This is a genomic window from Streptosporangium sandarakinum (assembly GCF_013409935.1).
Taxonomy (GTDB): domain Bacteria; phylum Actinomycetota; class Actinomycetes; order Streptosporangiales; family Streptosporangiaceae; genus Streptosporangium; species Streptosporangium nondiastaticum.
On sequence record NZ_JACCCO010000001.1, the window covers coordinates 1569459 to 1593882 of the forward strand.

The window sequence follows — 24424 nt, forward strand, 5'->3', positions numbered from 1 at the left end:
ATCCGCCGGCCCGCGCGCCGGCGCCCGGCATCGGGCGTCCGATGCCGGGCGCCCGCTCAGAACACCGGGATGATGTCGTCCGGGTCGAGGACGTCGACCTGGACGCCGTCGATGTCGAGCTCGGGGATCGCGGGGAACTCGATGCCCCAGCGCTGCACGATGACCCGGATCTTGGCCATCGCCACCCGCCAGTTGTCGGCCTGCTCATCGTAGGAGAGCACCCCCAGGCCCGCGTCGCGCGCGTGGCCCATCAGGACGCGGTGGTTGGCCAGGAAGTACGGCGGCAGCTCCCAGAAGCCGTCCGGCGGCTCCCACAGGATCATGGACAGGAACACGAACCCCGCCCGGAGCTGCCGGGTGATCAGCGTGCGGGTGTCGTCGGTGAGGCCGGGCCACTCCTTGTCGAGGATGGTCATGCAGATCTGCAGGTGGCGGGACTCGTCGCGGCCGATGCGGTGGAACATCTCGCTGAAGACCGGGTGCCTGGTGCCGCTCGCCATGCCGCGGAAGAGGGTGGAGGCCGCCATCTCCCCCATCATGAAGCTGGTGAACAGCACCGGCAGGGTGTACTTGCCGACGGCGCTGTTGTAGCCGGTCCAGTAGCGGCCGCCGTTGTGGTAGAGCCAGCCGATATTGTTGTGGGCGGCCTTCTCCAGGTCGGTGACCGGGGTCCAGTCGAGCGGACCGCCCGGCCAGAGCCTGGCGATGGCGCGCTGGCAGCACTCCTCGTGGTTCATCTCGTCGCGGGTGATCGAGAAGAAGCACTTGCGGACCGGGTCCTCCTCGTGCTTCTCGAACGCCTGGATGGTGGCGCGGGCGAAGACCGCCGGGCCGGAGGCGTCGAAGTTGGCCAGCACGGAGAACCAGTACATGATCCCGAGCCGCTGCTCGGTCGTGAAGGCGGCCGGGTCGAGGTCGTCCCAGGGCAGGTCCGCCGGGTTCCAGACCATGCGCTTGGACTTCTCGTAGATGGCCGCCAGCTTCTCGGTCTCGACCCGCCATTCCATCGGGTAGATGTTCGGTTGGGGAACCGCGGGGGCGGGCCAGAACCCGCCCTCGGGAACCGTCAGGTCCGCCATGATGCCACCCCTTCGGCCGCCCGGTTGTGACAGGCACAGCTCACATCCTGCGCCCGGATGTCACAATCTTTCAAGAGCGTGCCCGCTGGGAGGCGGCGACACACGCGAGCACCGCGACGGCCGCCACGACCGTGACCGGCCCGAACCGCTCGCCCATCAGGAGCCAGGCCCACACCAGCGTCAGCAGCGGCTGGGCGAGCTGGGTCTGGCCGGCGCGGGCGATGCCGCCCGCGGCCAGGCCGGCGTACCAGGGGATGAAGCCGAGGAACATGGAGAACAGGCCGACGTAGGCGAATCCCGCGACCGACACCGCGTCCGGCCGCGATTCCGTCGCCAGCGCCAGCGCGACGGTCACCGGGACGGTCAGGGGCGCGGCGACGACGAGGGCGTGGGAGATGACCCGTGAGCCGGGGATCTCGCGGGCGAGCCGGCCGCCCTCGGTGTAGCCGACGGCGGCCGACACGAGCGCACCGACGAGCAGCAGGTCGGCTCCGGTGACGTGACCGCCGCCCCGGCTGAGGGTGAAGGCGGTGATCGCCGCGGCGCCCAGGGCGCACGTCGCCCAGAACAGCGGCCGGGGCCGCTCCCCGCCGCGTACGGCGGCGCAGGCGGCGGTGGCGGCGGGCAGCAGCCCGATGACCACCGCGGCGTGGGAGGCGCTCGCCCCGGCGTCGAGCGCCAGCCCGCTGAAGAGGGGGAAGCCGATCACGACGCCGGCCACGATGAGCAGGTAGGAGCCGAGCAGGCGGCGGGGTGGCAGCAGGGGCGCCCGGGTGGCGAGGAGGAAGACCAGCGCCGCGGCGGCGGCGACGGAGGCCCGGCCGACGGCCACGAGGTAGGGGTCGAAGCCCCTCATCGCGAACGCCGTGGCCGGGAACGACATGGAGAACGTCAGCACGCCGAGCCCGGCGAGGACGGTGCCGCGCCACGCCGTACCCGACAGGGCCTCCGGGTGGGGCACCGCTACTCGATTCCGGACAATAGCGCTACTCTTATCTATCATGAATGACGATAGCAGTATCGTCCGATTGGCGGCCAGCATCAGGGAGACCGCGGCCCGGATGCGCCCCGGCGACCGGCTGCCGTCGAGCCGCGAGCTGGTGCGGGCCTACGGCGTGAGCCCGGTGACCGTGTCGCGGGCCCTGGGACGGCTCGCCGCCGAGGGCCGGGTGGTCGTCAGGCCCGGCAGCGGCACCTACGTCGCCCCCGCCACTCCCCGCCCGGACGACGCGGCGGACCTGTCCTGGCAGACGGTGGCCCTCGGCGACCGGGTGGTGGACGACGCCGGGGTGAGCGGTCTGCTCACCCCGGCGCCGGAGGGCGTCGTCCCGCTCACCGGCGGCTATCTCCCGGAGGCGCTGCGGCCGGAGCGGGCGCTGTCGGCCGCGGTCTCCCGTGCGGCGCGCCGTCCCGGCGTCTGGGACACGCCGCCGCTGAACGGCCTGGCCGAGCTGCGCGGGTGGTTCGCCCGGGAGGTCGGCGGCGGCGTCACGGCGGCCGACGTCCTGGTGGCCGCCGGGGGCCAGGCCGCCCTGACCCACGCCTTCCGCGCGCTGGCCGCGCCGGGCACACCCGTCCTCGTCGAGACGCCCACCTACCCGGGCGCGCTCGCCGCCGCGCGGGCGGCCGGGCTGCGGGCCACGGCCGTGCCGGTGGACCACGACGGGGTGCGGCCGGAGCTGCTCGCGGAGGCGTTCGCGGTGACGGGCGCCCGGATCTTCTACTGCCAGCCCACCCTGCACAACCCCACCGGCGCGACACTGCCCCTGGACCGGCGGCGCCAGGTGCTCGCGGTGGCGCGGGCCGCCGGGGCGTTCGTCGTCGAGGACGACTACGCCAGATACCTGACGGCCTCTCCCGCCCCGCCCCCGCTGGTCTCGCTGGACTCCCACGGCACCGTCGTGCACGTCAACTCGCTGACCAAGCCGCTGTCGGCGGGCATGCGGGTCGCCGGGGTCGTCGCCCGCGGGCCCGCCGCGCGGAGGCTGCGGGCGAGCCAGGTCGTGGAGTCGTTCTTCGTGCCCAGATTGCTCCAGGAGACGGCGCTGGAGCTCGTCGGCTCCTCCGCCTGGCCCCGCCATCTGGCGGCGCTGGGCGCCGAGCTGGCGGCCCGCAGGACCGCGCTGGTCACGGAGCTCACCGCCCGCCTGCCGGCCGCCGGGATCCACCTCGTGCCCGCGGGCGGGCTCCACCTGTGGTTACGGCTGCCGTCCGGCACCGATGAGGACGCGGCTGTGGAGGCGGCCCGGCGGGCGGGCGTCACGGTCAGTCCCGGCCGCATCTACCACCCGGCCGAGCCTCCCGGGCCCCGCATCCGGGTGACCCACTCGGCCGCCGCCCACGTGGCGGAGCTGACCGAGGGGGTGCGGCGGCTGGCGGCCGCGCTGGAGGAGACCCGCTGACGGACCGTACGGCGGCATTTTCGGCCCTGCGGAAACACCACCGAACCGGCCGCGATGGAGTCGCACGGAACACAACCCTCTAATGCCATACAGTGGTTGCGAAGAGGTGATCGCCCCGATGAACGATCCTGCGGCCCTGGTCTGCGACTTCGTGAACACCTATGACGTCGAGAGCGGCACCGACGCGGTCCCGTCCCCCGCCGCGCTGGCCGCATGGCTCGCCGGGCGCGGACTGGCCGCGCCGTCCGACACGGCCACCGGTGACGACCTCGCCCTGGCCGTCGCCCTGCGGGAGACCCTGCGCGAGGCGCTCCGCCGCAACCACGACGCCCGCGCCGCCGACGCCCCCGACGGCTCCAGCGGTTCCGGCGGTCCCGACGGGCCGGTGGGCGACGGCGCGGCCACCGGCGGACGGCCCGGCCCCCCGTCGCGGGTGTTCGCCGGGCTCCCGCTGCGGGTGACCCTGACGGCCGGCGGACCGGCCCTGGAGCCGGCCGCGGAGGGGGTGCCCGCGGGTCTGGCGCGGATCGCGGCGGCGGTGATGGCCGCGCACGCCGCCGGGATGTGGCCCAGACTGAAGGTGTGCACCGAGAGCACCTGCCAGTGGGCGTTCGTCGACTCCTCGAAGAACCGCTCGCGGTCCTGGTGTTCCATGAGGGTGTGCGGCAACCGCACAAAGACCCGGGCATATCGGGCACGACGCCAGGCGGAGACCGGATCGCGTCATCTACGAGCCGGATTCCCCGATACGGTGTAGGGGCCTGTCTCACGGATCACCGTGCCTGATGCCCGCTCGCGTGGCCGGAGAACCGCGAGGCAGCGCGTCCTGAGGCGACGGCACGGCAGCAAAGGAGCGGGCCGAGATGGCAGACGTAGGCGTGCGGGTGGCTCGGCACGATGATGTCGCCGCGGTGACGAGCACCCAGATTCGCGCCTGGAAATACGGCTACCGGGACTTCCTTCCCGAGGGGCCGCTCGAGCAGATGACCAATGCGGCGGCCGAGGCGATGTGGCGGCGCCAGTGGGACGAGGCGATCGTCAGCCCGCCGTCCTCCCGCCACCGGGTGCTGGTGGCGGTCGAGCAGGTCGTCCTCGACACCGACGCGTTCCCCGCGCTCGGTCCCGGCGGGATCGAGGCGGCCGCGGCGATGCGGGGCGCCGAGCGCGTGGTGGGCCTGGCCTCCCACGCCCCGGCCGAGGACCCCGACCTGAACCCGGACACCACGGCGGAGATGCTCAGCTTCCTGGTGGATCCCGACTACGTCCGGCGGGGGCACGGCAGCCGCCTGCTCAACGCGACCGTCGACTACCTCCGTGACGACGGCTACCACACCATCGTGACGTGGGCCTTCGCCGACAACCACCGGGTCCTCGGGTTCCTGGAATCGGCGGGGTGGGGTGAGGACGGCGCCGAGCGGGTCCTTAACATGGGGCGGCCGGTGCGGATGGTCCGCCTGGCCACCGACATCAGCTGAACGCCGGCGCGCGCCGGCCCGGGGCCGCGAGGCGTCCGGGGCGGCCGCGAACCGGTGACAACGCCCGAGAGGAACCCCGCAGCCCATGGCCACCCCGAGCCAGTGGATCGCCGGAGCACGTCCGCGTACCCTTCCCGCCGCCGTCGTCCCCGTCGCCGTCGGCACCGGCGTCGCGATCGGGGACGACGGGGCGGTGTGGTGGCGCGCCCTGCTCGCCCTGTTCGTGGCACTCGCCCTGCAGGTCGGGGTGAACTACTCCAACGACTACAGCGACGGCGTGCGCGGCACCGACGACCAGCGGGTCGGGCCGATGCGCCTGGTCGGCTCGGGGGCGGCGGCCCCCCGCCAGGTCCTCGCCGCGGCCCTGGGCTGCTTCGCCGCCGCCGCGGTGGCGGGGCTGGCGCTGGTCCTGGTCACCCGGGCGTGGTGGCTGCTGGCGGTGGGCGCGCTGGCGATCGCGGCGGCCTGGTTCTACACCGGCGGCTCCCGGCCCTACGGCTACCGCGCGCTCGGCGAGCTGTCGGTGTTCGTGTTCTTCGGCCTGGTGGCGACGGCGGGCACGACGTTCGTCCAGCTCGAACGGCTCTCCTGGACCGCCCTGGCGGCCTCCGTGCCGGTCGGCCTGCTGGCCTGCGCGATGCTGGTGATCAACAACCTGCGCGACATCACCACCGACGGCCCGGCGGGCAAGCGCACCATGGCCGTGGTGCTGGGCGACAGCCGCACCCGCGTCCTCTACACCCTCTGCCTGGTCCTGCCGCTGGCCGTCGCGCTCGTCATGGCGGTGTGGCGGCCGTTCGCGGCGCTGGCCATCCTGTCCGCGCCGCTGGCGATCGCCCCGGTGCTGTTCGTCGGGCGCGGCATCACCGGCCCGGCCCTGATCGCCACGCTCCAGCAGACGGGCCGCTTCCAGCTCGCCTTCGGCCTGCTGTTCACCGTCGGCCTCGCCCTCTGACCCTCCGTACGGCCCGGCCGGCGGCCCCGGCGACCGCCGACCCTCCGCACGGCCCGGCACCGCGCCCCGATGTCACACCGGAGCGCGGCCTCTCGTCCTTCCCACGAAAGCATGGAAGAGGGAGAGGGAACATGTCCCATATCGTGATCGTCGGCGGCGGGTTCGCGGGAGTCTGGGGCGCCGTCGCGGCGGCCCGCGTGCGGGGCGGTGAGGACGGTCCGCGCATCACGCTCGTCACCCCGGACGACGACCTCGTGCTGCGTCCCCGGCTGCACCGACTCGACCCGGACGCCGCCCGCGTGCCGTTGAAGCGGATCCTGGCGCCGGTGGGCGCGGAGCACCTGCGGGCGAAGGTGACGGACATCGACACCGCGGGGCACCGGATCACCGCGGACGGCCGCGAGATCGGCTACGACCGCCTGGTGCTGGCCGCCGGCAGCCGCCTGGTCCTCCCCGACCTGCCGGGCGCCGAGCACCTGTTCGACGTCGACACCGCCGAGGGCACGGCCCGGCTCGCGGCCCGCCTGAGGGGGCTGGACGAGTTCACAGCCGTCGTCGTCGGGGCCGGATTCACCGGCCTGGAGGTCGCTACCGAGCTCGCCGCCCGCGGAAAGGTGGTGCTGGTGGAGCGCTCGGACGTCGTCGGTCCCGACCTCGGGCCCGGACCGCGCCCGGTGATCGAGGCTGCCCTGGCCGAACTGGGAGTCCGGCCCCTGCTCGGCACGACCGTCGCCGCCGTGGACGCCGGGGGCGCGACCCTCGCCGACGGCACCCGGATCTCGGCCGACGTGGTCGTCTGGACGGGAGGCGTGCAGGCCAGCCCGCTCACCGCGCTGGTCCCCGGCGAGCGGGACGGCCTGGGCCGCCTCGCGGTGGACCGGCACCTGCGGGTCCTCGGCGAGGCGTCCGGTGACGTCTTCGCCGCCGGAGATGTCGCCGCCGCCCTCGCCGAACCCGGCCGCCACGTCCTGCAGTGCTGCCAGCACGCCGTGCCGATGGGGAAGGTGGCCGGCCGCAACGCCGCCGCCGGCCTGCTCGGGTTGCCGCCGGAGGACTTCGCGCCCGACCCGTACGCCACCTGCCTCGACCTCGGGGCCGCCGGGGCGGTGACCACCATGGGCTGGGAGCGCACAGTGCGGCTGACCGGGGCGGCGGCCAAGGAACGGAAGGAGCTGGTCCTGAGGATGATCCAGCCGCCGCTCGACGACGCTGCGGAGATCTTCCGTGCGGCCTCCCGTCAGGGCGTGGGCATCCCTCGCTGACCCCCGTGCCCCGGCTCAGCGGCCGGAGAGCGGGCGGCGCATCACCACGCGGGGCGCGAGCTCGATGCCCAGCTCGCGTTCACGCGCCACCAGCGCGGCCATCTCCGGCCCCCACTCGGCGGGATCCAGTACGGCGAAGCCCCGCCGGGCGTACCAGGGCGCGTTCCACGGCACGTCCCTGAACGTCGTCAGCGTCACGGCCGCCGCGCCGGTCGAGGCCGCGTGGTCGCAGACCGCCTCCAGCAGCCGTCCCCCGATGCCGCGCCGCCCGTGATCGGGGTGGACGGCGAGCTGGTCGAGGTGGACGTCACCGTCCACCCGGCCGATCATGGCGAAGCCGACCGGCGGCGTGCCGGCCACCAGGACCTGCGACGGGTCGTCGGTCTCCTCGATCATCGTGGTGCCCGGCGGGAAGGTGATGCCCACCGCGGCGAACATCCCGTCCGCGGCGGTCTCCACCGCGGCCAGCCCGACCAGTTCACTCGCCTCGGCCCAGCGCACCCCGGCCGGATCCGGGCGTCGATCTCCTGTCACGGAACCGGAGGATACCGGGGACGCGTGCCCCCTCGCCGGGTGACCGGACCGTTGGGAAGGCCCGCGGCAGCCGGGTGCCCGGGACACCGGGACACCGGGCTGCCGCGGGGAGATCCGGCGGAGATGCGGAGGTCGGCGTCCCGGACGACACGAGAGGACGCCTCCGTGCGCCCCGGACGACACGGGAGGACGGTGTCGGACGGCTCGCCGGGCCCGTCAGATGCCGCTGGACGGGCCCAGGACGGCCGCTCAGAGGTCGAGCAGGTGCTCCAGGCCCACGGTCAACCCCGGCGTCTCCCGCACCCGGCGCACGCCCAGCAGGACGCCGGGAGTGAACGACGAGCGGTTCATGGTGTCGTGGCGGAGGGTGAGGGTCTCGCCGTCCCCGCCCAGCAGCACCTCCTGGTGGGCGATCAGCCCGGCCAGCCGTACGGCGTGGACGTGGACCCCGTCCACCTCGGCGCCGCGCGCGCCGTCCAGCTCGGCGCTGGTGGCGTCGGGCATCGGCCCGGTCCCGGCCTTGCGCCGCGCCTCGGCGACCAGCTCGGCCGTACGGCGGGCGGTGCCGGAGGGCGCGTCGGCCTTGTTCGGGTGGTGCAGCTCGATGATCTCGACGGAGTCGAAGTAGCGGGCGGCCTGCTGGGCGAAGCGCATCATCAGCACGGCCGCGATGCCGAAGTTGGGGGCGATCAGCGCGTTGACGCCGGGGTTGGCGTCGAGCCAGCCGCGCACGGTGGCCAGGCGGCCGGCGTCGAAGCCGGTGGTGCCGACCACCGGGTGGACGCCATGGGCGATGCACCATTCGAGGTTGCCCATGACGACGTCGGGGTGGGTGAAGTCCACCACCACGTCGCAGCCGGTGAGCCCCTCGATCGGGTCGCCCTTGTCGAGGGGGGCGACCAGCTCCAGGTCACCGGCGGCCTCGACGGCCTTGCACACTTCCCTGCCGACGCGTCCGCGCGCGCCCAGAACTCCAACCCTGATCACGGCCACCAGGCTATACCGTCGGCCGTCCCGTCCCTCGCGAGCGCCGCCCCGCGCGGCGGGGTCCGCGGCGGGGCGGCGCCACGGGGAACGGCCCGGACACGGGACGACCCGGTCGCGGCGCTGCCCGGACGCAGCGCGTGTCGGACGAGGAACGGCCCGAGCGAGGAACGGCCCGGACATGAGGCAAAACGGAGCGCGACGACCCGGACGTGGGACGGCCCGGACGCGGAACGGCCCCGGCGCTCGGGAGCGCCGGGGCCGTCCGTCGGCCGTGAGACCGCCGGCCCTGGGAGGGCCGCCGGTCAGCCGGTCAGGGCCGCGCTGAAGTCCTTGCCCTCGTAGGGGCCGATGACCGCGAGGGTCATCGGGCGGCTGAGGACGTCACGGGCGACGGCGGTGATCTCCTCGGGGGTGACCGCGTCGATCCGGGCGAGGATCTCGTCCACCGACAGGTGCTCGTCGAAGACCAGCTCGCCCTTGCCGATCCTGGACATCCGGGAGCCGGTGTCCTCCAGGCCCAGCACCAGGCCGCCGCGCATCTGCCCCTTGCCCCGGACGATCTCCTCCTCGGAGATGCCCTCGGCGGTGACCCGCAGGAGCTCCTCGCGGCAGATCTTCAGCACCTCGTCGATCTTCGACGGCAGGCAGCCGACGTAGACGCCGAACTGGCCGGTGTCGGCGTAGGAGGAGGTGTAGGAGTACGCCGAGTAGGCGAGCCCCCGCTTCTCCCGGATCTCCTGGAACAGCCGCGAGGACATGCCGCCGCCGAGCGCCGCGTTCAGCACGCCGAGCGCGAAGCGGCGGTCGTCGGTGCGGACCAGGCCTGTCGTGCCGAGGACCAGGTTGGCCTGCTCGGTCGGCCGGTGCAGCACCCGGACGCCGGAGCGCGACTCGACGCCGGGCCCCGAGACGCGCGGGGGAACCGGCGCGGCGTCCCCGCCGAGGGCTCCGGCCCGCTCGTAGGCGGCGGCGACCAGCTCCACGACCCGCTCGTGGGTGACGTTGCCCGCCACCGCCACGACGGTGTGCGTGGGCAGGTAGTGCCGCCGGTAGTACTCGGCGATCCGGTCGCGGTCGATGGCGTTGATCGACTCGATCGTGCCGAGGATCGGCCGGCCGACGGGCGTGTCACCGTACAGCTCCGCGGAGAACTGCTCGTGCACCACGTCCGACGGGTCGTCGTCGTGCATGGCGATCTCTTCGAGGATCACGCCGCGCTCGGCCTCGACGTCCTCGGGAGTGATGGCCGAGGAGGTCACCACGTCGGAGAGGACGTCGATCGCCACCTGGAGGTCCTCGTCGAGGACCCGCGCGTAGTAGCAGGTGTACTCCTTGGCGGTGAAGGCGTTGATCTCACCGCCGATGCCCTCGATCGCCGCGGAGATCTCCAGCGCGTCCCGCGTGGGGGTGCCCTTGAACAGCAGGTGCTCAAGGAAGTGGGAGGCCCCCATGTGCTCGGGGGCCTCGTCCCTCGATCCGATGCCGACCCACATGCCGACCGCGACGGAACGCACGGTCGGCATGGACTCGGTCACCACCCGGAGCCCACCGGGGAGGACGGTGCGCCGCACCACCCCGGCGCCGTCCTTGCCGGGGTGCAGAGTGGTCGTGATCACGAGTTGCGGTCTTCCCCCCCGCGGCTGCCGCCGCCGCTGCGGGTACGGGTGCGGGTGCGGCGCGGCCGCTCCTCGCCCGACGCGGCCGACGCGGCCGCCGGGGCGGCGGACGCGACGGGGGCGTCGTCACCCGACTCCGGGGTGCCGGCCTCGCCCTTGGCCTCCGCCTCCCGCTCGACGACCTCGACCGGGACCAGGGACAGCTTGCCGCGCGAGTCGATCTCGGCGATCTCCACCTGGACCTTCTCGCCGACGTTCATGACGTCCTCGACGTTCTCGATGCGCTTGCCGCCGTGCAGCTTGCGGATCTGGGAGACGTGCAGCAGGCCGTCCTTGCCCGGCATGAGGGAGATGAAGGCGCCGAAGGCCGCGATCTTGACGACCGTGCCCAGGTAGCGCTCCCCGACCTCCGGCATGTGCGGGTTGGCGATGGCGTTGATCGCCGACCGGGCCGCCTCGGCGGACGGGCCGTCGGTGGCGCCGATGTAGATCGTTCCGTCGTCCTCGATCGTGATCTCGGCGCCGGTGTCGTCCTGGATCTGGTTGATCATCTTGCCCTTCGGGCCGATGACCTCGCCGATCTTGTCGACCGGAACCTTGATCGTGATGATGCGCGGCGCGGTGGCGTTCATCTCCGCCGGAGAGTCGATGGCCTCCTGCATCACGTCGATGATGGCCAGCCGCGCGCCCTTGGCCTGCTTCAGCGCGGCGCCCAGGACCGAGGCGGGGATGCCGTCGAGCTTGGTGTCGAGCTGCAGCGCGGTGATGACGTCCTTGGTGCCGGCGACCTTGAAGTCCATGTCGCCCATGGCGTCCTCGGCGCCGAGGATGTCGGTCAGCGTGACGTACTGATCGCCCTCGTTGATCAGGCCCATCGCGATGCCCGCGACGATGCCCTTGAGCGGGACGCCCGCGTCGAGCAGCGCCATCGTCGAGGCGCAGACCGAGCCCATGGAGGTCGAGCCGTTGGAGCCGAGCGCCTCGGAGACCTGGCGGATCGCGTAGGGGAACTCCTCGCGGGCCGGCAGGACCGGGATGAGCGCCCGCTCGGCGAGCGCGCCGTGGCCGATCTCGCGGCGCTTGGGCGAGCCCACGCGGCCGGTCTCACCGGTGGAGTAGGGCGGGAAGTTGTAGTTGTGCATGTAGCGCTTGGTGCGCTCGGGGTTGAGCGTGTCGATCATCTGCTCCATGCGGAGCATGTTCAGCGTCGTGATGCCCATGATCTGGGTCTCGCCGCGCTCGAACAGGGCCGAGCCGTGCACCCGGGGCACGACGTGGACCTCGGCGTTGAGCTGGCGGATGTCCTTGACCCCGCGGCCGTCGATGCGGACGCCCTCGCTGATGACCCGCTCGCGCATGAGCTTCTTGGTCACCGTGCGGAAGGCCGCGGAGATCTCCTTCTCGCGGCCCTCGAAGTCGGCGCCCAGCTTCTCCAGCGCCAGGGCCTTGACGCGGTCGAGCTCGGCCTCGCGCTCCTGCTTGCCGGCGATGGTCAGCGCCGCGGCGAGCTCGCTGCGGATCGCGGTGCCCACCGCCTCCAGGACGTCGTCCTGGTAGTCGAGGAACAGCGGGTACTCGGCGGTCTCCTTCGCGGCGACCTTGGCGATCCTGGCCTGCGCGTCGCACAGCACCTTGATGAACGGCTTGGCCGCCTCGAGGCCCTGCGCCACGGTCTCCTCGGTCGGCGCGACGGCGCCCTCGGCGACGAGCTTGAGCGTGTCGCGGGTGGACTCGGCCTCGACCATCATGATCGCGACGTCGCCGTCGTCCAGGACGCGGCCGGCGACCACCATGTCGAAGGTGGCGCGCTCCAGCTCCGGGTGCGTCGGGAACGCGACCCACTGGCCGTCGATCAGCGCGACGCGGACGCCGCCGATCGGGCCGGAGAAGGGCAGCCCGGCGAGCTGGGTGGACAGGGACGCGGCGTTGATCGCGACCACGTCGTACAGGTGGTCGGGGTGCAGCGCCAGGATGGTCGCCACGACCTGGATCTCGTTGCGCAGGCCCTTGACGAACGACGGGCGCAGCGGCCGGTCGATCAGGCGGCAGGTGAGGATGGCGTCCTCGGAGGGACGGCCCTCACGGCGGAAGAAGGAGCCGGGGATGCGGCCCGCGGCGTACATCCGCTCCTCGACGTCGACCGTCAGCGGGAAGAAGTCGAGGTTCTCCTTGGGATGCTTGGAGGCGGTGGTGGCCGAAAGGACCATCGTCTCGTCGTCAAGGTAGACGACGGCGGAGCCCGCCGCCTGGCGCGCCAGCCGCCCGGTCTCGAACCGGACGGTACGCGTGCCGAATGAGCCGTTGTCGATGACGGCTTCGCTGTTGTGGACACCCTCCACGGGGGACCTCCTTGTGGGATCGGTCGCCCGCGCCCGCGGTCAGGCACGCGTGCCGCGCCTGATCGCTTCGTGCCGGCCTCCCCGTAGGTGCAGCGCCGGTCTTCGATCGAAGCGCCCGGTTCCGTACGGCTCTCGCCGCGATGACCGGGGGCCACTACCGAGGACCGGCCCTCCCACGCCGTGGGGCGCGCTTGCTGGCGGACGCGGGGCAGTTGTCTCGGCTGTTCAGTTTTGCGCACCGGGCCGGTGTCCCCGTGGCGCGACGCGCCGGACACCGCCCGATGAGGTCGGGGAGCGGCGCGTACGCCGCTCCCCGATCATTCTATCGCCGCAGGCCGAGCCGCTCGATGAGCGAGCGGTAACGCTCGATGTCCTTGCTGGCGAGGTACTTGAGCAGACGGCGACGACGACCGACGAGCAGCAGCAGGCCGCGGCGGCTGTGGTGGTCGTGCTTGTGCACCTTCAGGTGCTCGGTGAGCTCGCTGATGCGCTTGCTGAGCAGCGCGATCTGCACCTCGGGGGAACCGGTGTCGGTCTCGCCCTTGGCGTACTCACCGATGATCTGCTTCTTTGCTGCGGTGTCGAGCGACACGTCTCTCCTTGAACCTCTACGGGCACGCGGGATCTCAGATGCCCGAACGACCATGCGTGCCTACAGTCGCCGTGGCGGTGTCAGCACCGGCGTCGCGACCTCGTCGACATCGCCGGTCACAGAACTGACATGCCAGATTACCACCCGGCTCCAAGGTCTCGCACATCCGGCGCCGGGCGCCCCCGGCGTCATGCCCGCTGATACCCCTCGCGGCCCGTTCCATGCCCGCCGGTGGGAACCGGGTCCCCCGGGACGGCTCAGAAGGAGTCGGGAGGGGTCCAGACGGCGGTGAGGCGGCGGGCCTCGTCGACGTCGGCCCGCATCTGGCCGATGAGCGCCTCGACCGAGTCGAACCTGAGGTTGTCGCGGAGCCGCGGCCCGAAGTCGACGGCCACGTGGGCGCCGTACAGCTCCAGGTCGTCACGGTCGAGCGCGTACGCCTCGACGGTGCGGGGAACGCCCTCGAAGGTCGGGTTGGTGCCCACGGAGATCGCGGCGGGCCAGCGCTCGCCGTCGTAGGCGACGGGGAGGTTGCCGTTCGGGACGCACTGCAGCCAGCCGGCGTAGACGCCGTCGGCGGGGATCGCGGTGAAGGCGGGCGACTCGACGTTGGCGGTGGGGAAGCCGAGCTGCCGGCCCCGCTGGTAGCCCCGGACCACCACGCCCTCGACCCGGTGGGGGCGGCCGAGCGCCACCGCGACGGCCTCGGTGTCGCCGGCGGCCAGCCGGTCCCGGATGAGGGTGGAGGAGATGATCCCCCCGTTGCTCACCAGCGGGACGGCCTCGGCCACGAAGTCGTACTTCTCGCCGAGCGTCTGCAGCGTCTCGATGTCGCCGGCGGCCTTGTGGCCGAACCGGAAGTTCTCACCGACCACGACGCCGCCGGCGTGCAGCCGGTCGACCAGGATGGTCTGCACGAACTCGTCCGGGCTCATCCGGGAGAACTCCAGCGTGAACGGCAGCACGCAGACCGCGTCCACGCCGAGCGCGGCCAGCAGCTCGGTGCGGTGCCGGGGCGTCGTCAGCCTCAGCGGGTGCGTGCCCGGCCGCACCACCTCCTCCGGGTGGGGGTCGAAGGTGACCACGACCGAGGACATGCCGAGCTCGCGGGCCATCTCCACGGCGCGGGTCACCATCTTCTGGTGACCGCGGTGAACCCCGTCGAAGACGCCGATCGTGATGACGGACCTGCCCCAGTCCCCGGGCACGTCTTCCAATCCGTGCCAGCCTCGCACCGCAGCCTCTTCCCTCGTACCGGATCGACTTCCTAAAGCCTGCCACGTCCCGGGGGCTTTCCCGCAACCGGGGAGGCCGCCGGAGATGACAGGCCACCTTACCTCGGACGTGGGAGCCGCCCTCCCGGGCACCGCCCCCGGGGCGCGAAGACGCACCATATCCGGGGCACGGAGACGCATCGCGTTCGGGGCACGGAGACGCGCCGCGTTCAAGGCACGAAGACCGCCAGCGACCTGGTGAACCTGCCGCGCTCCTCGACCAGCGCCAGGAGCGTGCCGTCCGGGCCGAACACCCCGATCGGTCCCTCACCGGCCCCCAGGGCGGGCAGCCGCCCGCCGTGCCCGACGACGGCCGCCTCCTCGGCGGTCACGTCCCGCCGCGGGAAGGCCGCGGCCACCGCCTCGGCCATCGGCGTGATCACGCAGTCCGCGGCGAGCTGCTCGATGGTCCGGGCCGCCGCCAGGTCGTAGGGGCCCACCCGGGTGCGGCGCAGGAACGTCAGGTGCCCCCCGGTGCCCAGCGCGGCTCCCAGGTCGCGGGCCAGGGCCCGGATGTAGGTGCCGCTGGAGCAGGTCACCGAGGCGTCGACGTCGACGACGTCGCCCTCGCGGCGGACGGCGGTGACCTCGAAGGCCGACACGGTGACCGGCCGCCCCCGCAGTTCGACCTCCTCCCCCGCCCGGACCCGCTTGTAGGCCCGCTCGCCGTTCACCTTGATGGCGCTGACCTGAGGCGGGACCTGCGTGATCCGGCCGGTCAGCGCGGCGACGCCCTTGGCGATCCCCTCGTCGGAGACGTGCGCGGCGGACGCGGTGGCGGTGACCTCGCCCTCGGCGTCGTCGGTGTTGGTGGACACCCCGAGCCGGATCGTGGCGTCGTAGCCCTTCTCGGTGAGCGCGAGGTGCCCCAGCAGCCGGGTCGCCTTCTCCACGCCGACCACCAGCACCCCGGTGGCCATCGGGTCCAGCGTGCCGGCGTGTCCCACCCGGCGGGTGCCGGCGATGCCGCGGAGCTTGCCGACGACGTCGTGGGAGGTCCATCCGGCGGGCTTGTCCACCACGATCAGCCCGCTCGGCGGCGGGGTGCGCTTGGCGCGAGCCGTACTCATGTCGGGGTCGTCCTTCTGCGAGAGCCTCTGCGGGAGCTTCGGCGGGGTTCTTCCGGGCGCGGATTCTTCTGGGCGCGGGCGGTCCGGGTCGGGTTCTCCGGGTCGGGTTCTCCGGTGCGGGTTCTCCGGTGCGGATTCTCGGCGCGGTCCCTCCGGGCGCGGGGTTCCTCAGGCGGCGCGGCGCAGCAGCGCGCGGAAGGCGGCCATCGTCTGCTCGACGGGCTGGTGGGAGGTGAAACCCGCCGCCTTGGCGTGTCCGCCGCCGCCCAGCGTGGCGCAGACGCGGGAGAGGTCGATCCCGCCCTTGGAGCGGGTGGAGACCTGCCAGGCCCCCTCGTCGTCCTCCTTGAGGATCACCGCCACGTCCGCGTCGTCGGTGCGGCGGACCACGTCGATGATGCCCTCCACCTCGTGGTACGGCAGGCCGTAGGCCGCCCGGTCGTCGCGGGTGACGTATGTCCAGACCAGTCCCAGGCCGTCGCCCGTCTCCGGTTCCAGGACCACCCGCTCCAGAGCGAGGCCGAGCACCCGGAGGTAGCCGAACGGGGAGCGGTCCCACAGCTCCCGGGCGATCTCCTCGGGGTTCAGGCCGGTGGCGATGAGCCGCCCGGCCATGGCGTGCACCTCGGAGGTGGTCGAGGAGTGCCGGAACGACCCGGTGTCGGTGACCAGCCCGGCGTACAGGCAGGTCGCGATGTCGCGGTCGACCGGCAGGCCGAGCCGCCGGATCAGCTCCTCGGCGAGCACCGCGGTGGCCGCGGCGCCGGGATCGACCAGGTTGAGCGTGCCGAAGCCGAGGTGGGACGGGTGGTGGTCGACCACCACCAGCTCGCGCGCCTTGCCCGCGACGCGGGCCAGCTCGCCCAGCCGGTCGGCGGTGGGCGCGTCGAAGGAGATCATCAGCTCGGGCGCTGCGGGGTAGTCGTCGGGATCGACGAGAAGCTCCTGGCCCGGCAGGAAGCGCAGCAGCCGGGGCACCGTGAAGCCGCGTTCCCCGAAGGAGGCCACGACCCGCTTGCCCACCGCCCGCAGCGCCAGCCCGACAGCCAGGGTCGAGCCGAGCGCGTCACCGTCCGGGGAGATGTGGCAGGCCAGCGCGACCTCCTCGGCGGAGGAGATCAGCTCGACGGCCCGGTCCCAGTCACGGCCGGGAACCGGGCCCTCGTCACGCGGCTGCGGCGTCACGTCGCCGAGCGTCCCGCGCGCTCGGACGGCTCGCTCTCGGCCTCCTCGGCCTCCTCGGAGCCCTCCCTGTCCTCGGGCCTGCGGTAGGGGTCGGTGTCACCGGCGTGCCGCGCGGTCTCCGCCCGCTTGGCGATCTCGGCGTCCCTGGCCCTCGCCTCGGCGAACAGGTCGTCGAGGTGCCGGGCGTTGTCGGGGAGGGGGTCGTGGGTGAACAGCAGCGTCGGCGTGTGCCGCAGGCCGGTCTGGCGGCCCACCTCCGAGCGGATGAGCCCCTTGGCGCTCTCCAGCGCCGCCGCCGAGTCGGCCCGCTCGGCCTCGGAGCCGAACACGGTGTAGAACACCGTCGCCTCACTCAGGTCGTTGGTGACCCGCGTGTCGGTCACCGTCACGAAGCCGAGCCGAGGGTCCTTGATCCGGCGCTCCAGCATCTCGGCGACGATCTGCTGGATCCGGTCGGCGATCTTACGTGCGCGTCCTGCGTCCATGTTCGCTCTCCCCCCTTCTCACAGTACGGCCGGACGCAAACGGGGGGCGGCCGGCCGTCTGCGGCTAGTCCTCGTTGTCGTTGTAGAGCCGCTGCCTGGCCGACAGCAGCTCGATCTCCGGGTGGAACGCGACCAGGCGCTCGCAGTCGTCCATGACCGCGCCGCAGTTCGCGGCGGTCGCCGAGACGACCGCGATTCCGATCTCCGTACGGCGGTGCAGGTCCAGATGGCCGGTCTCGGCGACGGCCACACCCGGGAACCGTCGCTGCACCTCGGCGATGATGGGTCGCACCACGGAGCGCTTCTGCTTCAGCGAGCGGACGTCGCCGAGCAGGATGTCCAGTGTGAGGGCACCTACATACATGTCGGATCACGCCACGAGTGTCATCGTGCCGCCGGCGGGCGCGGCACCGCCCGCCGGCCGGTGGCCCCCGCCCACGAGGTGGGCGAGGGCCTTCCGGCCGGCGGGCGGCCCGTCACCGGACCGGGACATCAGACGCGCGGCTTCTCCCGCATCTCGAACGTCTCGATGACGTCGTCGATCTTGATGTCGCTGTAGCCGACACCGATACCGCACTCGAAGCCCTCGCGGACCTCGGTCGCGTCGTCCTTGAACCGGCGCAGCGAGGAGACCGTGAGGTTGTCGGAGATGACGACCCCGTTGCGGATGAGCCTCGCCTTGCTGTTGCGGACGATCGTGCCCGAGCGGACCAGCGCACCGGCGATGTTGCCGATCTTCGGCACCTTGAAGACCTCGCGGACTTCGGCGGTGCCCATCTGGACCTCTTCGAACTCGGGCTTGAGCATGCCCTTGAGGGCCGCCTCGATCTCCTCGATCGCCTGGTAGATGACCGAGTAGTAGCGGATGTCGACGCCCTCGCGCTCGGCCAGGTCGCGCGCCCGGACCTCCGGACGCACGTTGAAGCCGATGATGACGGCGTTGTCGTCGGCGACGGCCAGGTTGACGTCGTACTCGGTGATCGCACCGACGGCGCGGTGGAGCACCCGCAGGCGCACCTCGTCACCGACGTCGATCTTGAGCAGGGCGTCCTCGAGGGCCTCGACCGAACCGGAGACGTCACCCTTGATGATGAGCTTGAGCTCGTCGACCTGGCCCTTCTCCATCTCGCTGAAGAGCTCTTCGAGGGTGCGGCGACGGCCGGACCTGGCCATGTCCGCGGTGCGCTTGCGCGCCGCCCGCTGCTGGGCGATCTGACGCGCCATGCGGTCGTCGGTGACGACGATGAAGTTGTCACCGGCGCCCGGCACCGCGGTCAGACCGAGGACCTGGACCGGACGCGACGGGCCGGCCTCGTCGATCGACACGCCGTTGTCGTCCAGCATCGCCCGGACGCGGCCGAAGGCCTCGCCACAGACGATCGAGTCGCCGACGCGGAGCGTGCCGCGCTGCACCAGCACGGTCGCGACCGGGCCGCGGCCCCTGTCGAGGTGCGCCTCGATGGCGACGCCCTGGGCGTCCATCGCGTCGTTGGCCCGCAGGTCCAGCTCGGCGTCCGCGGTGAGCAGGATGGCCTCGAGCAGGTCGTCGATGCCGGTCCCGTTCTTGGCGGAGATGTCGACGAACAGCGTGCTGCCGCCGTACTCCTCGGCCACCAGGCCGTACTCGGTGAGCTGGGCACGGACCTTGTTGGGGTCGGCGCCCTCCTTGTCGACCTTGTTGACCGCGACCACGACCGGAACCTCGGCCGCCTGGGCGTGGTTCAGCGCCTCGATGGTCTGCGGCTTCACACCGTCGTCGGCCGCGACCACCAGGACGGCGATGTCGGTGACCTTGGCACCGCGGGCACGCATGGCGGTGAACGCCTCGTGACCCGGGGTGTCGATGAAGGTGATCTTCCGGTCTTCGCCCTCGTGCTCGGCGGCGATCTGGTAGGCACCGATGTGCTGGGTGATGCCACCGGCCTCCCGCGCGACCTCGTTGGTGTGCCGGATCGCGTCGAGCAGCTTGGTCTTACCGTGGTCGACGTGACCCATGACGGTCACCACCGGCGGACGCGCGACCAGGTCGCCCTCGTCACCCTCGTCCTCGCCGAACTCGATGTCGAAGGACTCGAGGAGCTCGCGGTCCTCCTCCTCCGGGCTGACCACGAGCAGGTTGTAGTCCAGCTCGGCGGCCAGGAGCTGCAGCGTCTCCTCGTTGACCGACTGCGTGGCGGTCACCATCTCGCCCAGGTGCAGCATGATCTGCACCAGGGACGCCGGGTTCGCGCCGATCTTGTCAGCGAAGTCCGACAGGGAGGCGCCGCGCGACAGCCGGATCGTCTGGCCGTTGCCACGCTGAACCTGCACGCCGCCGATCGCCGGGGCCTGCATGTTGTCGAACTCCTGGCGCCGCTGGCGCTTGGACTTGCGACCGCGGGTCGGGCGTCCGCCCGGACGGCCGAAGGCGCCCGCCGTGCCGCCACCGCGGCCACGGCCACCGCCGCCACCGGGACGACCGGCGAAGCCACCGCCACCGCCGCCACCGGGACCACCGGTGCCGACGCCGGGACGGCCACCGCCGCCACCGGGACGACCGGCGAACCCGCCGCCACCCGGACGGCCACCGCCGCCACCGGGACGACCGGCGCCGCCACCGGGACGACCACCGCCGCCCGGACGGCCGGCGCCACCGCCGGGACCGGCGGGACGGCCCTGAGGCATCATCATCGGGCTGGGACGCGGACCGCCGGGACGCGGACCGGCGACACCGCCGGCGCCGCCACCCGGACGCGGACCACCCGCGCCGGGACCCGGACGCGGTCCGGCCGCACCGGGCGGGCCGGGACGAGGCCCCGGACGAGGTCCGGCGCCTTCGCGCTGTCCCTGCTCGCGGGGACCGCCGTCGCGCGGACCGCCGGGACGCGGGCCACGGTCGCCCGGGCCTCCGTCACGACCGCCGGGACGCGGCGGACGGGCCTGGCCCATGCCGCTGGCGTTCGAGGAGAACGGGTTGTTGCCGGGACGCGGGCCGCGCGGACCCGGACGCGGGCCGGGCTTGGGACCGCCGGCGCCGGCGCCGGAACGCGGAGCCGAGGGGGCGCCGCCGGGACCGCCCGCGGGGCGGCCCTCCGGACGCGCCGCCTCGGGACGCGAACCCTGGGCGGGACGCGGACCCGGACGCGGACCCGGCCTGGGGCCGGGAGCCGGGCGCCCGGCCTCGGACCGGGGCGCCTCGGATCGGGGCGCCTCGAAGCGCGGCGGCTGGACCGGCGAGGGCTGCTGCTGCTGGGGCTGGGGCTGAGAGACCTGCGGGGCCTGCTGATCCTGCGGCGCGGGAGCCGCGGGACGGGCCACGGGGCCGGGCCGCGGGCCCGGCTTGGGAACAGGTCCCGGCCTGGGAACTGAGGATCGCGGCGCCGCGGGGGCGCCGGTTCCGGCCTGGCCTTCGGCCGGCCGGGGTGCCGCCTGCGGCGGCCTGGACGGCCTGTTGCCGCCCCTGTCGGACGACCCCTTGGCGGGGCCGCCCAAAGCTTCGGTGAGCCGACGGACCACCGGCGCCTCGATGGTCGAGGACGCCGAACGCACGAACTCGCCCATCTCCTGGAGCTTGGCCATGACGACCTTGCTCTCGACGCCGAACTCCTTGGCGAGCTCGTATACCCGGACCTTCGCCACTGCACTCCCTTACTCGGCCCGGGAGGCACAGCCGCCGGACCGTCGTTACGTAGACGTACTCATCGCCGCATGCTCATCAGGCGCTCATAGCTATCTGACCAGCCCATCAACTCGGCGTCCTACATGACAGTTGGCAACCATTTCACCCGATCCTTTCGGAGTGGAGCTCTTCCAGGTGAGCCCGTACCGGCGACGGGTCGAGCGGTCCCGCGACGCGAAACGCCCGCGGAAACGCCCGCCGCCGCTCGGCGAGCTCCAGGCAGCTCAGGGAGGGGTGCAGTGAAGCACCACGCCCGTGGAGCCGTCTTCGCAGGTCGGGGACGATGACGCCCTCGACCGCCACCAGGCGGAGCAGCTCGGAGGAAACCGTGCGAACCCGGCACCCCACACACGTTCGTAGTGGGGCGGCCTGGTCACCATATTCCAGCTTACCGCGTGGGCGCATCTGCGGAACCGGCCGCCTCCCCCGTCTGGGTGTCCGACCGGATGTCGATGCGCCACCCGGTGAGGCGATTGGCCAGCCGGGCGTTCTGCCCCTCCTTGCCGATCGCCAGGGAGAGCTGGTAGTCCGGCACGGTCACGCGGGCGGCACGCCCCTCGGTGTCGATCACCTCGACATGCGAAACACGCGAGGGCGACAGGGCATTCCCGACGAACTCCGCCGGGTCCTCCGACCAGTCGATGATGTCGATCTTCTCGCCGTGGAGTTCGGCCATCACGTTGCGCACCCGCGAGCCCATCGGGCCGATGCAGGCGCCCTTGGCGTTGACGCCGGGCCGCCGGGAGCGGACCGCGATCTTCGTACGGTGGCCCGCCTCACGGGCGATGGCCGCGATCTCGACGGTGCCGTCGGCGATCTCCGGCACCTCCAGGGCGAACAGCTTCTTCACCAGGCCGGGGTGGGTGCGCGACAGGGTCACCGACGGCCCCTTGGGACCCTTCTTGACCTGCACGACGTAGCAGCGGATGCGCTCGCCGTGGACGTACTCCTCACCGGGCACCTGCTCGTTGTGCGGCAGCACGGCCTCGATCTTGCCGAGGTCCACCAGGACGACCCGCGGGTCCTTGCCCTGCTGGATGATCCCGGCCACCAGCTCGCCCTCGCGGCTGGCGAACTCGCCGAAGTTGATCTCGTCCTCGGCGTCCCGGAGCTGCTGCAGGATGACCTGCTTGGCGGTGGTCGCGGCGATGCGGCTGAAGTTGCCCGGGGTGTCGTCGTACTCCCGGACCACCTGGCCGCCGTCGTCCAGCTCCGCGGCGTAAATGGTCACGTGCCCGGTCTTGCGGTCGAGTTCGGCGCGGGCCTTGGCCGCCGCCCCCTCGCTCCGGAAGTACGCGATCAGCAGCGCGTCCTCGATGGCCTTGACGACCAGGTCGAAGGAGATGTCCTTCTCGCGTTCCAGGCTGCGCAGGACGCTCATGTCGATGTCCACGAGGCTCCCCCTTAGCCCTCGTCGCCGTCTTCGCCGTCGTCATCGGCGTCGTCGAACCGGCGGAACTCCACCTGCACCCGTCCTCGGGCCAGGTCCTCGTACTCGACGCGGCGCGGCGTGCCCGCCACGTCGAACTCCACACCGGTCTCGTCGGTGGCGACGATCCGGCCCTCCACGCTCGTGCCGTCCCGCAGGTCGGCCTTGACCAGCCGGCGCACCGCCCGGCGCCAGTGGCGCGGCTCGGTGAGCGGGCGGTCGACCCCGGGGGAGGAGACCTCCAGCACGTAGGGGGAGCTTCCCATCACGTCTCCGGCGTCCAGCGCCTCGGAGACGGCCTGGCTGACCTCTGCGACGTCGTCCAGGCTGACGCCGCCGTCGCGGTCGACGACGACACGCAGCAGGCGCCGCTTGCCCGCCGGAGTGACCGTGACGTCCTCCAGGTCGAGCCCGGAGGCGAGGGCGACGGGTTCCAGGAGCTTCATCAGGCGGTCGCGGGATATGGCGCTGCCCATGCCGACCTCCCATTTTCACGATCTACAGCCGGGCGGACCTCGCCCTTGCGGTTCACAAGCCTATCCACATCAGGGCGCGGAAGAAGCGCCACTCGGCGCGGCGAGCCCGTCCGAGAAGCGCGGTGAATGGTTTCCCAGCCCTTACGATGCTAGATGCGTCAGCAGCTCACCCGTAACCGGAGGTCGTCCGTGCGTTTCCTGTCCCGGCGTGACCTGCTGCGGGACACCGCCGTCGGGGCCGCCGCCGCGACGGTCGCCGCGACGGTCGGCGGATGCGCCGCCGAGAAGCCCGAGCACCAGCGCGCCGAGCCACCGGACCCGGATACCGTGCTGCTCAGGCAGCTCATCGCCGACAAGGAGCGGATCATCGGGCTGTACGCCTCCGCCCCCTCGGCCAAGCTTCTGCCCTTCAAACGGCGGCACGAGGCCCACCTCGCCGAGCTGCGCCGGAGGCTTCCTCCCGCCGCCCGGGGCGCCAGGGCCTCCGCGACGCCGGGGCCCTCCGGGGGCGCCGCCGCACCTTCCGCGCCGTCCGCCTCCGGGACGCCCGCGCCGGAGCCCCGCGCCTCCCTGCGGAGCCTGCGGGCCGCCGAGCGGAAGGCCGCCGACTCGCGCCCCCGGCAGGTCGAGGGCGCCTCACCCGCGCTGGCCCAGCTGGTCGCCTCCATCGGCGCCTGCGAGGCCGCCCACGCCGTGGCCCTGGCGAGGCCGCTGTGAGGGCCCCGGACACCGCGCGGAACGCGAGGCCGGCGGGGGCCGCGGGAGCGGTCGCGCCGGCCACCCCCGCCCCCGGAGCCGGCGGGGGGCTCGACACGGCGCTGGCAGCCGAGCACGCGGCCGTCTACGCCTACGGGGTCCTCGCCGCGCGGGCCGAGGGAGCACTGCGCTCCACCATGGCCGCCGCCTTCACCGCCCACCGCGCCCGCCGCGACCGGCTCCGCGCCATGATCATCGAGCGTGGCGGCACCCCGGCCGAGCCCGACGCGAGCTACCGGCTGCCCGCCGTACCCTCCACCCCCGACCAGGTGGTGGAGCTGGCCGTGTCGGTGGAGCGGGGGGTGACCGCCGCCTACCTCGAGGCCGTCGCGTCCGGCGACCCGGCCGTCCGGCGGATGGCCGCGCTGGCCATGCAGGAGTGCGTCGTGCGGGCGTACGGCCTGCGCCCGGAGATCGAGACCTTCCCCGGCATGCCCGCCCCCGCGTCCCCCTCCCCCGCCCCCACCCCGGCGCCGTCCCCGCCGTCCTGAACGCGGGCGCCGCGCGACCCGGGACCGCCGCGGGCCATGGGCCGTTCGGTCGCGGCGCCCCGCGCGGCCCGGAACCGCGCGGGCCGTTCGACGCGGTTCGGGATCACGCGGGCCGTTTGCCTCCGGCCGACCGGGTAGCTGGAGGGGGCAGACGGTCAAGGAGGAAGCAATGGGCTGGGAATACCGGAAGTCACTGAAGTTCGGTCCGCTCCGTCTCAACCTGTCGCGCCGCGGCGTCGGGCACAGCTGGGGCAACCGGGCCTTCCGCGTCACGAAGGCCGCCGACGGCAGGCGGACGCTGAGCGTGAACCTGCCCGGCGGGTTCCACTGGCGCAAGACACTCAGCGGCTCCCGCTGAG

The 24424-nt window shown here is 73.0% G+C and carries 24 protein-coding genes; 8 read left to right on the plus strand and 16 right to left on the minus strand.

Translation table 11 applies throughout. The annotated features are described in order from the left end of the window. Positions 1-56: 56 nt before the first annotated feature. On the minus strand, positions 57-1079 hold the full coding sequence (locus tag HDA43_RS06935; RefSeq protein ID WP_179818878.1) for a hypothetical protein: 1023 nt from the start codon (positions 1077-1079) through the stop codon (positions 57-59). Between the two features lie 70 nt (positions 1080-1149). After that, positions 1150-2040 (minus strand): DMT family transporter, encoded by an 891-nt coding sequence (locus HDA43_RS06940; protein ID WP_312873064.1) that lies wholly within the window; start codon positions 2038-2040, stop codon positions 1150-1152. Positions 2041-2098: 58 nt separating this feature from the next. Between HDA43_RS06940 and HDA43_RS06945 the strand changes: the two genes are divergently transcribed. The 5 genes from HDA43_RS06945 to HDA43_RS06965 all read left to right on the plus strand — a co-directional run bounded on the left by HDA43_RS06945 (position 2099) and on the right by HDA43_RS06965 (position 7173). Next, on the plus strand, positions 2099-3481 hold the full coding sequence (locus HDA43_RS06945) for an aminotransferase-like domain-containing protein (RefSeq protein WP_312873385.1): 1383 nt from the start codon (positions 2099-2101) through the stop codon (positions 3479-3481). Positions 3482-3599: 118 nt separating this feature from the next. Next, entirely contained in the window at positions 3600-4238 is a 639-nt protein-coding gene (locus HDA43_RS06950; protein ID WP_179818881.1) for a CGNR zinc finger domain-containing protein, read from the plus strand. A gap of 106 nt (positions 4239-4344) precedes the next feature. Next, on the plus strand, positions 4345-4956 hold the full coding sequence (locus tag HDA43_RS06955; RefSeq protein WP_179818882.1) for a GNAT family N-acetyltransferase: 612 nt from the start codon (positions 4345-4347) through the stop codon (positions 4954-4956). Between the two features lie 85 nt (positions 4957-5041). Further along, positions 5042-5911, plus strand: coding sequence for a 1,4-dihydroxy-2-naphthoate polyprenyltransferase (locus tag HDA43_RS06960; protein WP_179818883.1), 870 nt, complete (start codon positions 5042-5044; stop codon positions 5909-5911). A gap of 131 nt (positions 5912-6042) precedes the next feature. Next, positions 6043-7173 carry an NAD(P)/FAD-dependent oxidoreductase gene (locus tag HDA43_RS06965; protein WP_179818884.1) on the plus strand — a complete coding sequence of 377 codons (1131 nt, stop codon included), beginning with the start codon at positions 6043-6045 and terminating at the stop codon, positions 7171-7173. 15 nt (positions 7174-7188) lie between these two features. On the opposite strand, the gene HDA43_RS06970 is transcribed toward HDA43_RS06965, so the two are convergent. The 14 genes from HDA43_RS06970 to rimP form a co-directional block, all read right to left on the minus strand. Continuing rightward, complete coding sequence (locus tag HDA43_RS06970) at positions 7189-7707, minus strand: GNAT family N-acetyltransferase (RefSeq protein WP_179818885.1); 519 nt, start codon at positions 7705-7707, stop codon at positions 7189-7191. A gap of 249 nt (positions 7708-7956) precedes the next feature. Beyond that, entirely contained in the window at positions 7957-8694 is a 738-nt protein-coding gene (gene dapB / locus HDA43_RS06975; protein WP_179818886.1) for a 4-hydroxy-tetrahydrodipicolinate reductase, read from the minus strand. A gap of 302 nt (positions 8695-8996) precedes the next feature. Further along, complete coding sequence (locus HDA43_RS06980; protein WP_179822898.1) at positions 8997-10307, minus strand: M16 family metallopeptidase; 1311 nt, start codon at positions 10305-10307, stop codon at positions 8997-8999. Continuing rightward, the gene (locus HDA43_RS06985) at positions 10307-12649 is read right to left on the minus strand and encodes a polyribonucleotide nucleotidyltransferase (RefSeq protein ID WP_179818887.1); all 2343 of its coding nucleotides are present in this window, start codon (positions 12647-12649) and stop codon (positions 10307-10309) included. The genes HDA43_RS06980 and HDA43_RS06985 overlap by 1 nt, the downstream gene beginning before the upstream one ends. 322 nt (positions 12650-12971) lie before the next feature. Beyond that, positions 12972-13241 carry a 30S ribosomal protein S15 gene (rpsO, locus tag HDA43_RS06990; RefSeq protein ID WP_179818888.1) on the minus strand — a complete coding sequence of 90 codons (270 nt, stop codon included), beginning with the start codon at positions 13239-13241 and terminating at the stop codon, positions 12972-12974. A 257-nt stretch (positions 13242-13498) separates the two neighbouring features. Then, positions 13499-14476 (minus strand): bifunctional riboflavin kinase/FAD synthetase, encoded by a 978-nt coding sequence (locus tag HDA43_RS06995; protein WP_179818889.1) that lies wholly within the window; start codon positions 14474-14476, stop codon positions 13499-13501. Positions 14477-14685: 209 nt separating this feature from the next. Further along, the gene (gene truB / locus HDA43_RS07000) at positions 14686-15585 is read right to left on the minus strand and encodes a tRNA pseudouridine(55) synthase TruB (RefSeq protein ID WP_179818890.1); all 900 of its coding nucleotides are present in this window, start codon (positions 15583-15585) and stop codon (positions 14686-14688) included. A 168-nt stretch (positions 15586-15753) separates the two neighbouring features. Further along, entirely contained in the window at positions 15754-16770 is a 1017-nt protein-coding gene (locus tag HDA43_RS07005; RefSeq protein WP_179818891.1) for a DHH family phosphoesterase, read from the minus strand. Next, entirely contained in the window at positions 16767-17255 is a 489-nt protein-coding gene (rbfA, locus tag HDA43_RS07010) for a 30S ribosome-binding factor RbfA (protein ID WP_179818893.1), read from the minus strand. The genes HDA43_RS07005 and rbfA overlap by 4 nt, the downstream gene beginning before the upstream one ends. Positions 17256-17319: 64 nt before the next feature. Continuing rightward, positions 17320-17619: a DUF503 domain-containing protein gene (locus HDA43_RS07015; protein ID WP_179818894.1), complete on the minus strand. Its 300-nt coding sequence runs from the start codon at positions 17617-17619 to the stop codon at positions 17320-17322. A 128-nt stretch (positions 17620-17747) separates the two neighbouring features. After that, positions 17748-20873 carry a translation initiation factor IF-2 gene (gene infB / locus HDA43_RS07020; protein ID WP_179818895.1) on the minus strand — a complete coding sequence of 1042 codons (3126 nt, stop codon included), beginning with the start codon at positions 20871-20873 and terminating at the stop codon, positions 17748-17750. A gap of 142 nt (positions 20874-21015) precedes the next feature. Further along, positions 21016-21318 (minus strand): YlxR family protein, encoded by a 303-nt coding sequence (locus HDA43_RS07025; protein ID WP_179818896.1) that lies wholly within the window; start codon positions 21316-21318, stop codon positions 21016-21018. Continuing rightward, a complete protein-coding gene (gene nusA / locus HDA43_RS07030) occupies positions 21302-22306 on the minus strand; it encodes a transcription termination factor NusA (RefSeq protein ID WP_179818898.1) in 1005 nt (334 codons plus the stop codon). The genes HDA43_RS07025 and nusA overlap by 17 nt, the downstream gene beginning before the upstream one ends. Before the next feature lie 11 nt (positions 22307-22317). After that, the gene (rimP, locus tag HDA43_RS07035; RefSeq protein WP_179818899.1) at positions 22318-22818 is read right to left on the minus strand and encodes a ribosome maturation factor RimP; all 501 of its coding nucleotides are present in this window, start codon (positions 22816-22818) and stop codon (positions 22318-22320) included. Between the two features lie 189 nt (positions 22819-23007). Between rimP and HDA43_RS07040 the strand changes: the two genes are divergently transcribed. From HDA43_RS07040 to HDA43_RS07050, 3 genes are all read left to right on the plus strand, one after another. After that, entirely contained in the window at positions 23008-23535 is a 528-nt protein-coding gene (locus tag HDA43_RS07040) for a hypothetical protein (RefSeq protein ID WP_179818902.1), read from the plus strand. Further along, the gene (locus tag HDA43_RS07045; protein ID WP_179818903.1) at positions 23532-24065 is read left to right on the plus strand and encodes a ferritin-like domain-containing protein; all 534 of its coding nucleotides are present in this window, start codon (positions 23532-23534) and stop codon (positions 24063-24065) included. The genes HDA43_RS07040 and HDA43_RS07045 overlap by 4 nt, the downstream gene beginning before the upstream one ends. Positions 24066-24234: 169 nt before the next feature. Beyond that, on the plus strand, positions 24235-24423 hold the full coding sequence (locus HDA43_RS07050; protein ID WP_179818904.1) for a DUF4236 domain-containing protein: 189 nt from the start codon (positions 24235-24237) through the stop codon (positions 24421-24423). The last annotated feature ends 1 nt before the right edge of the window (position 24424 follow it).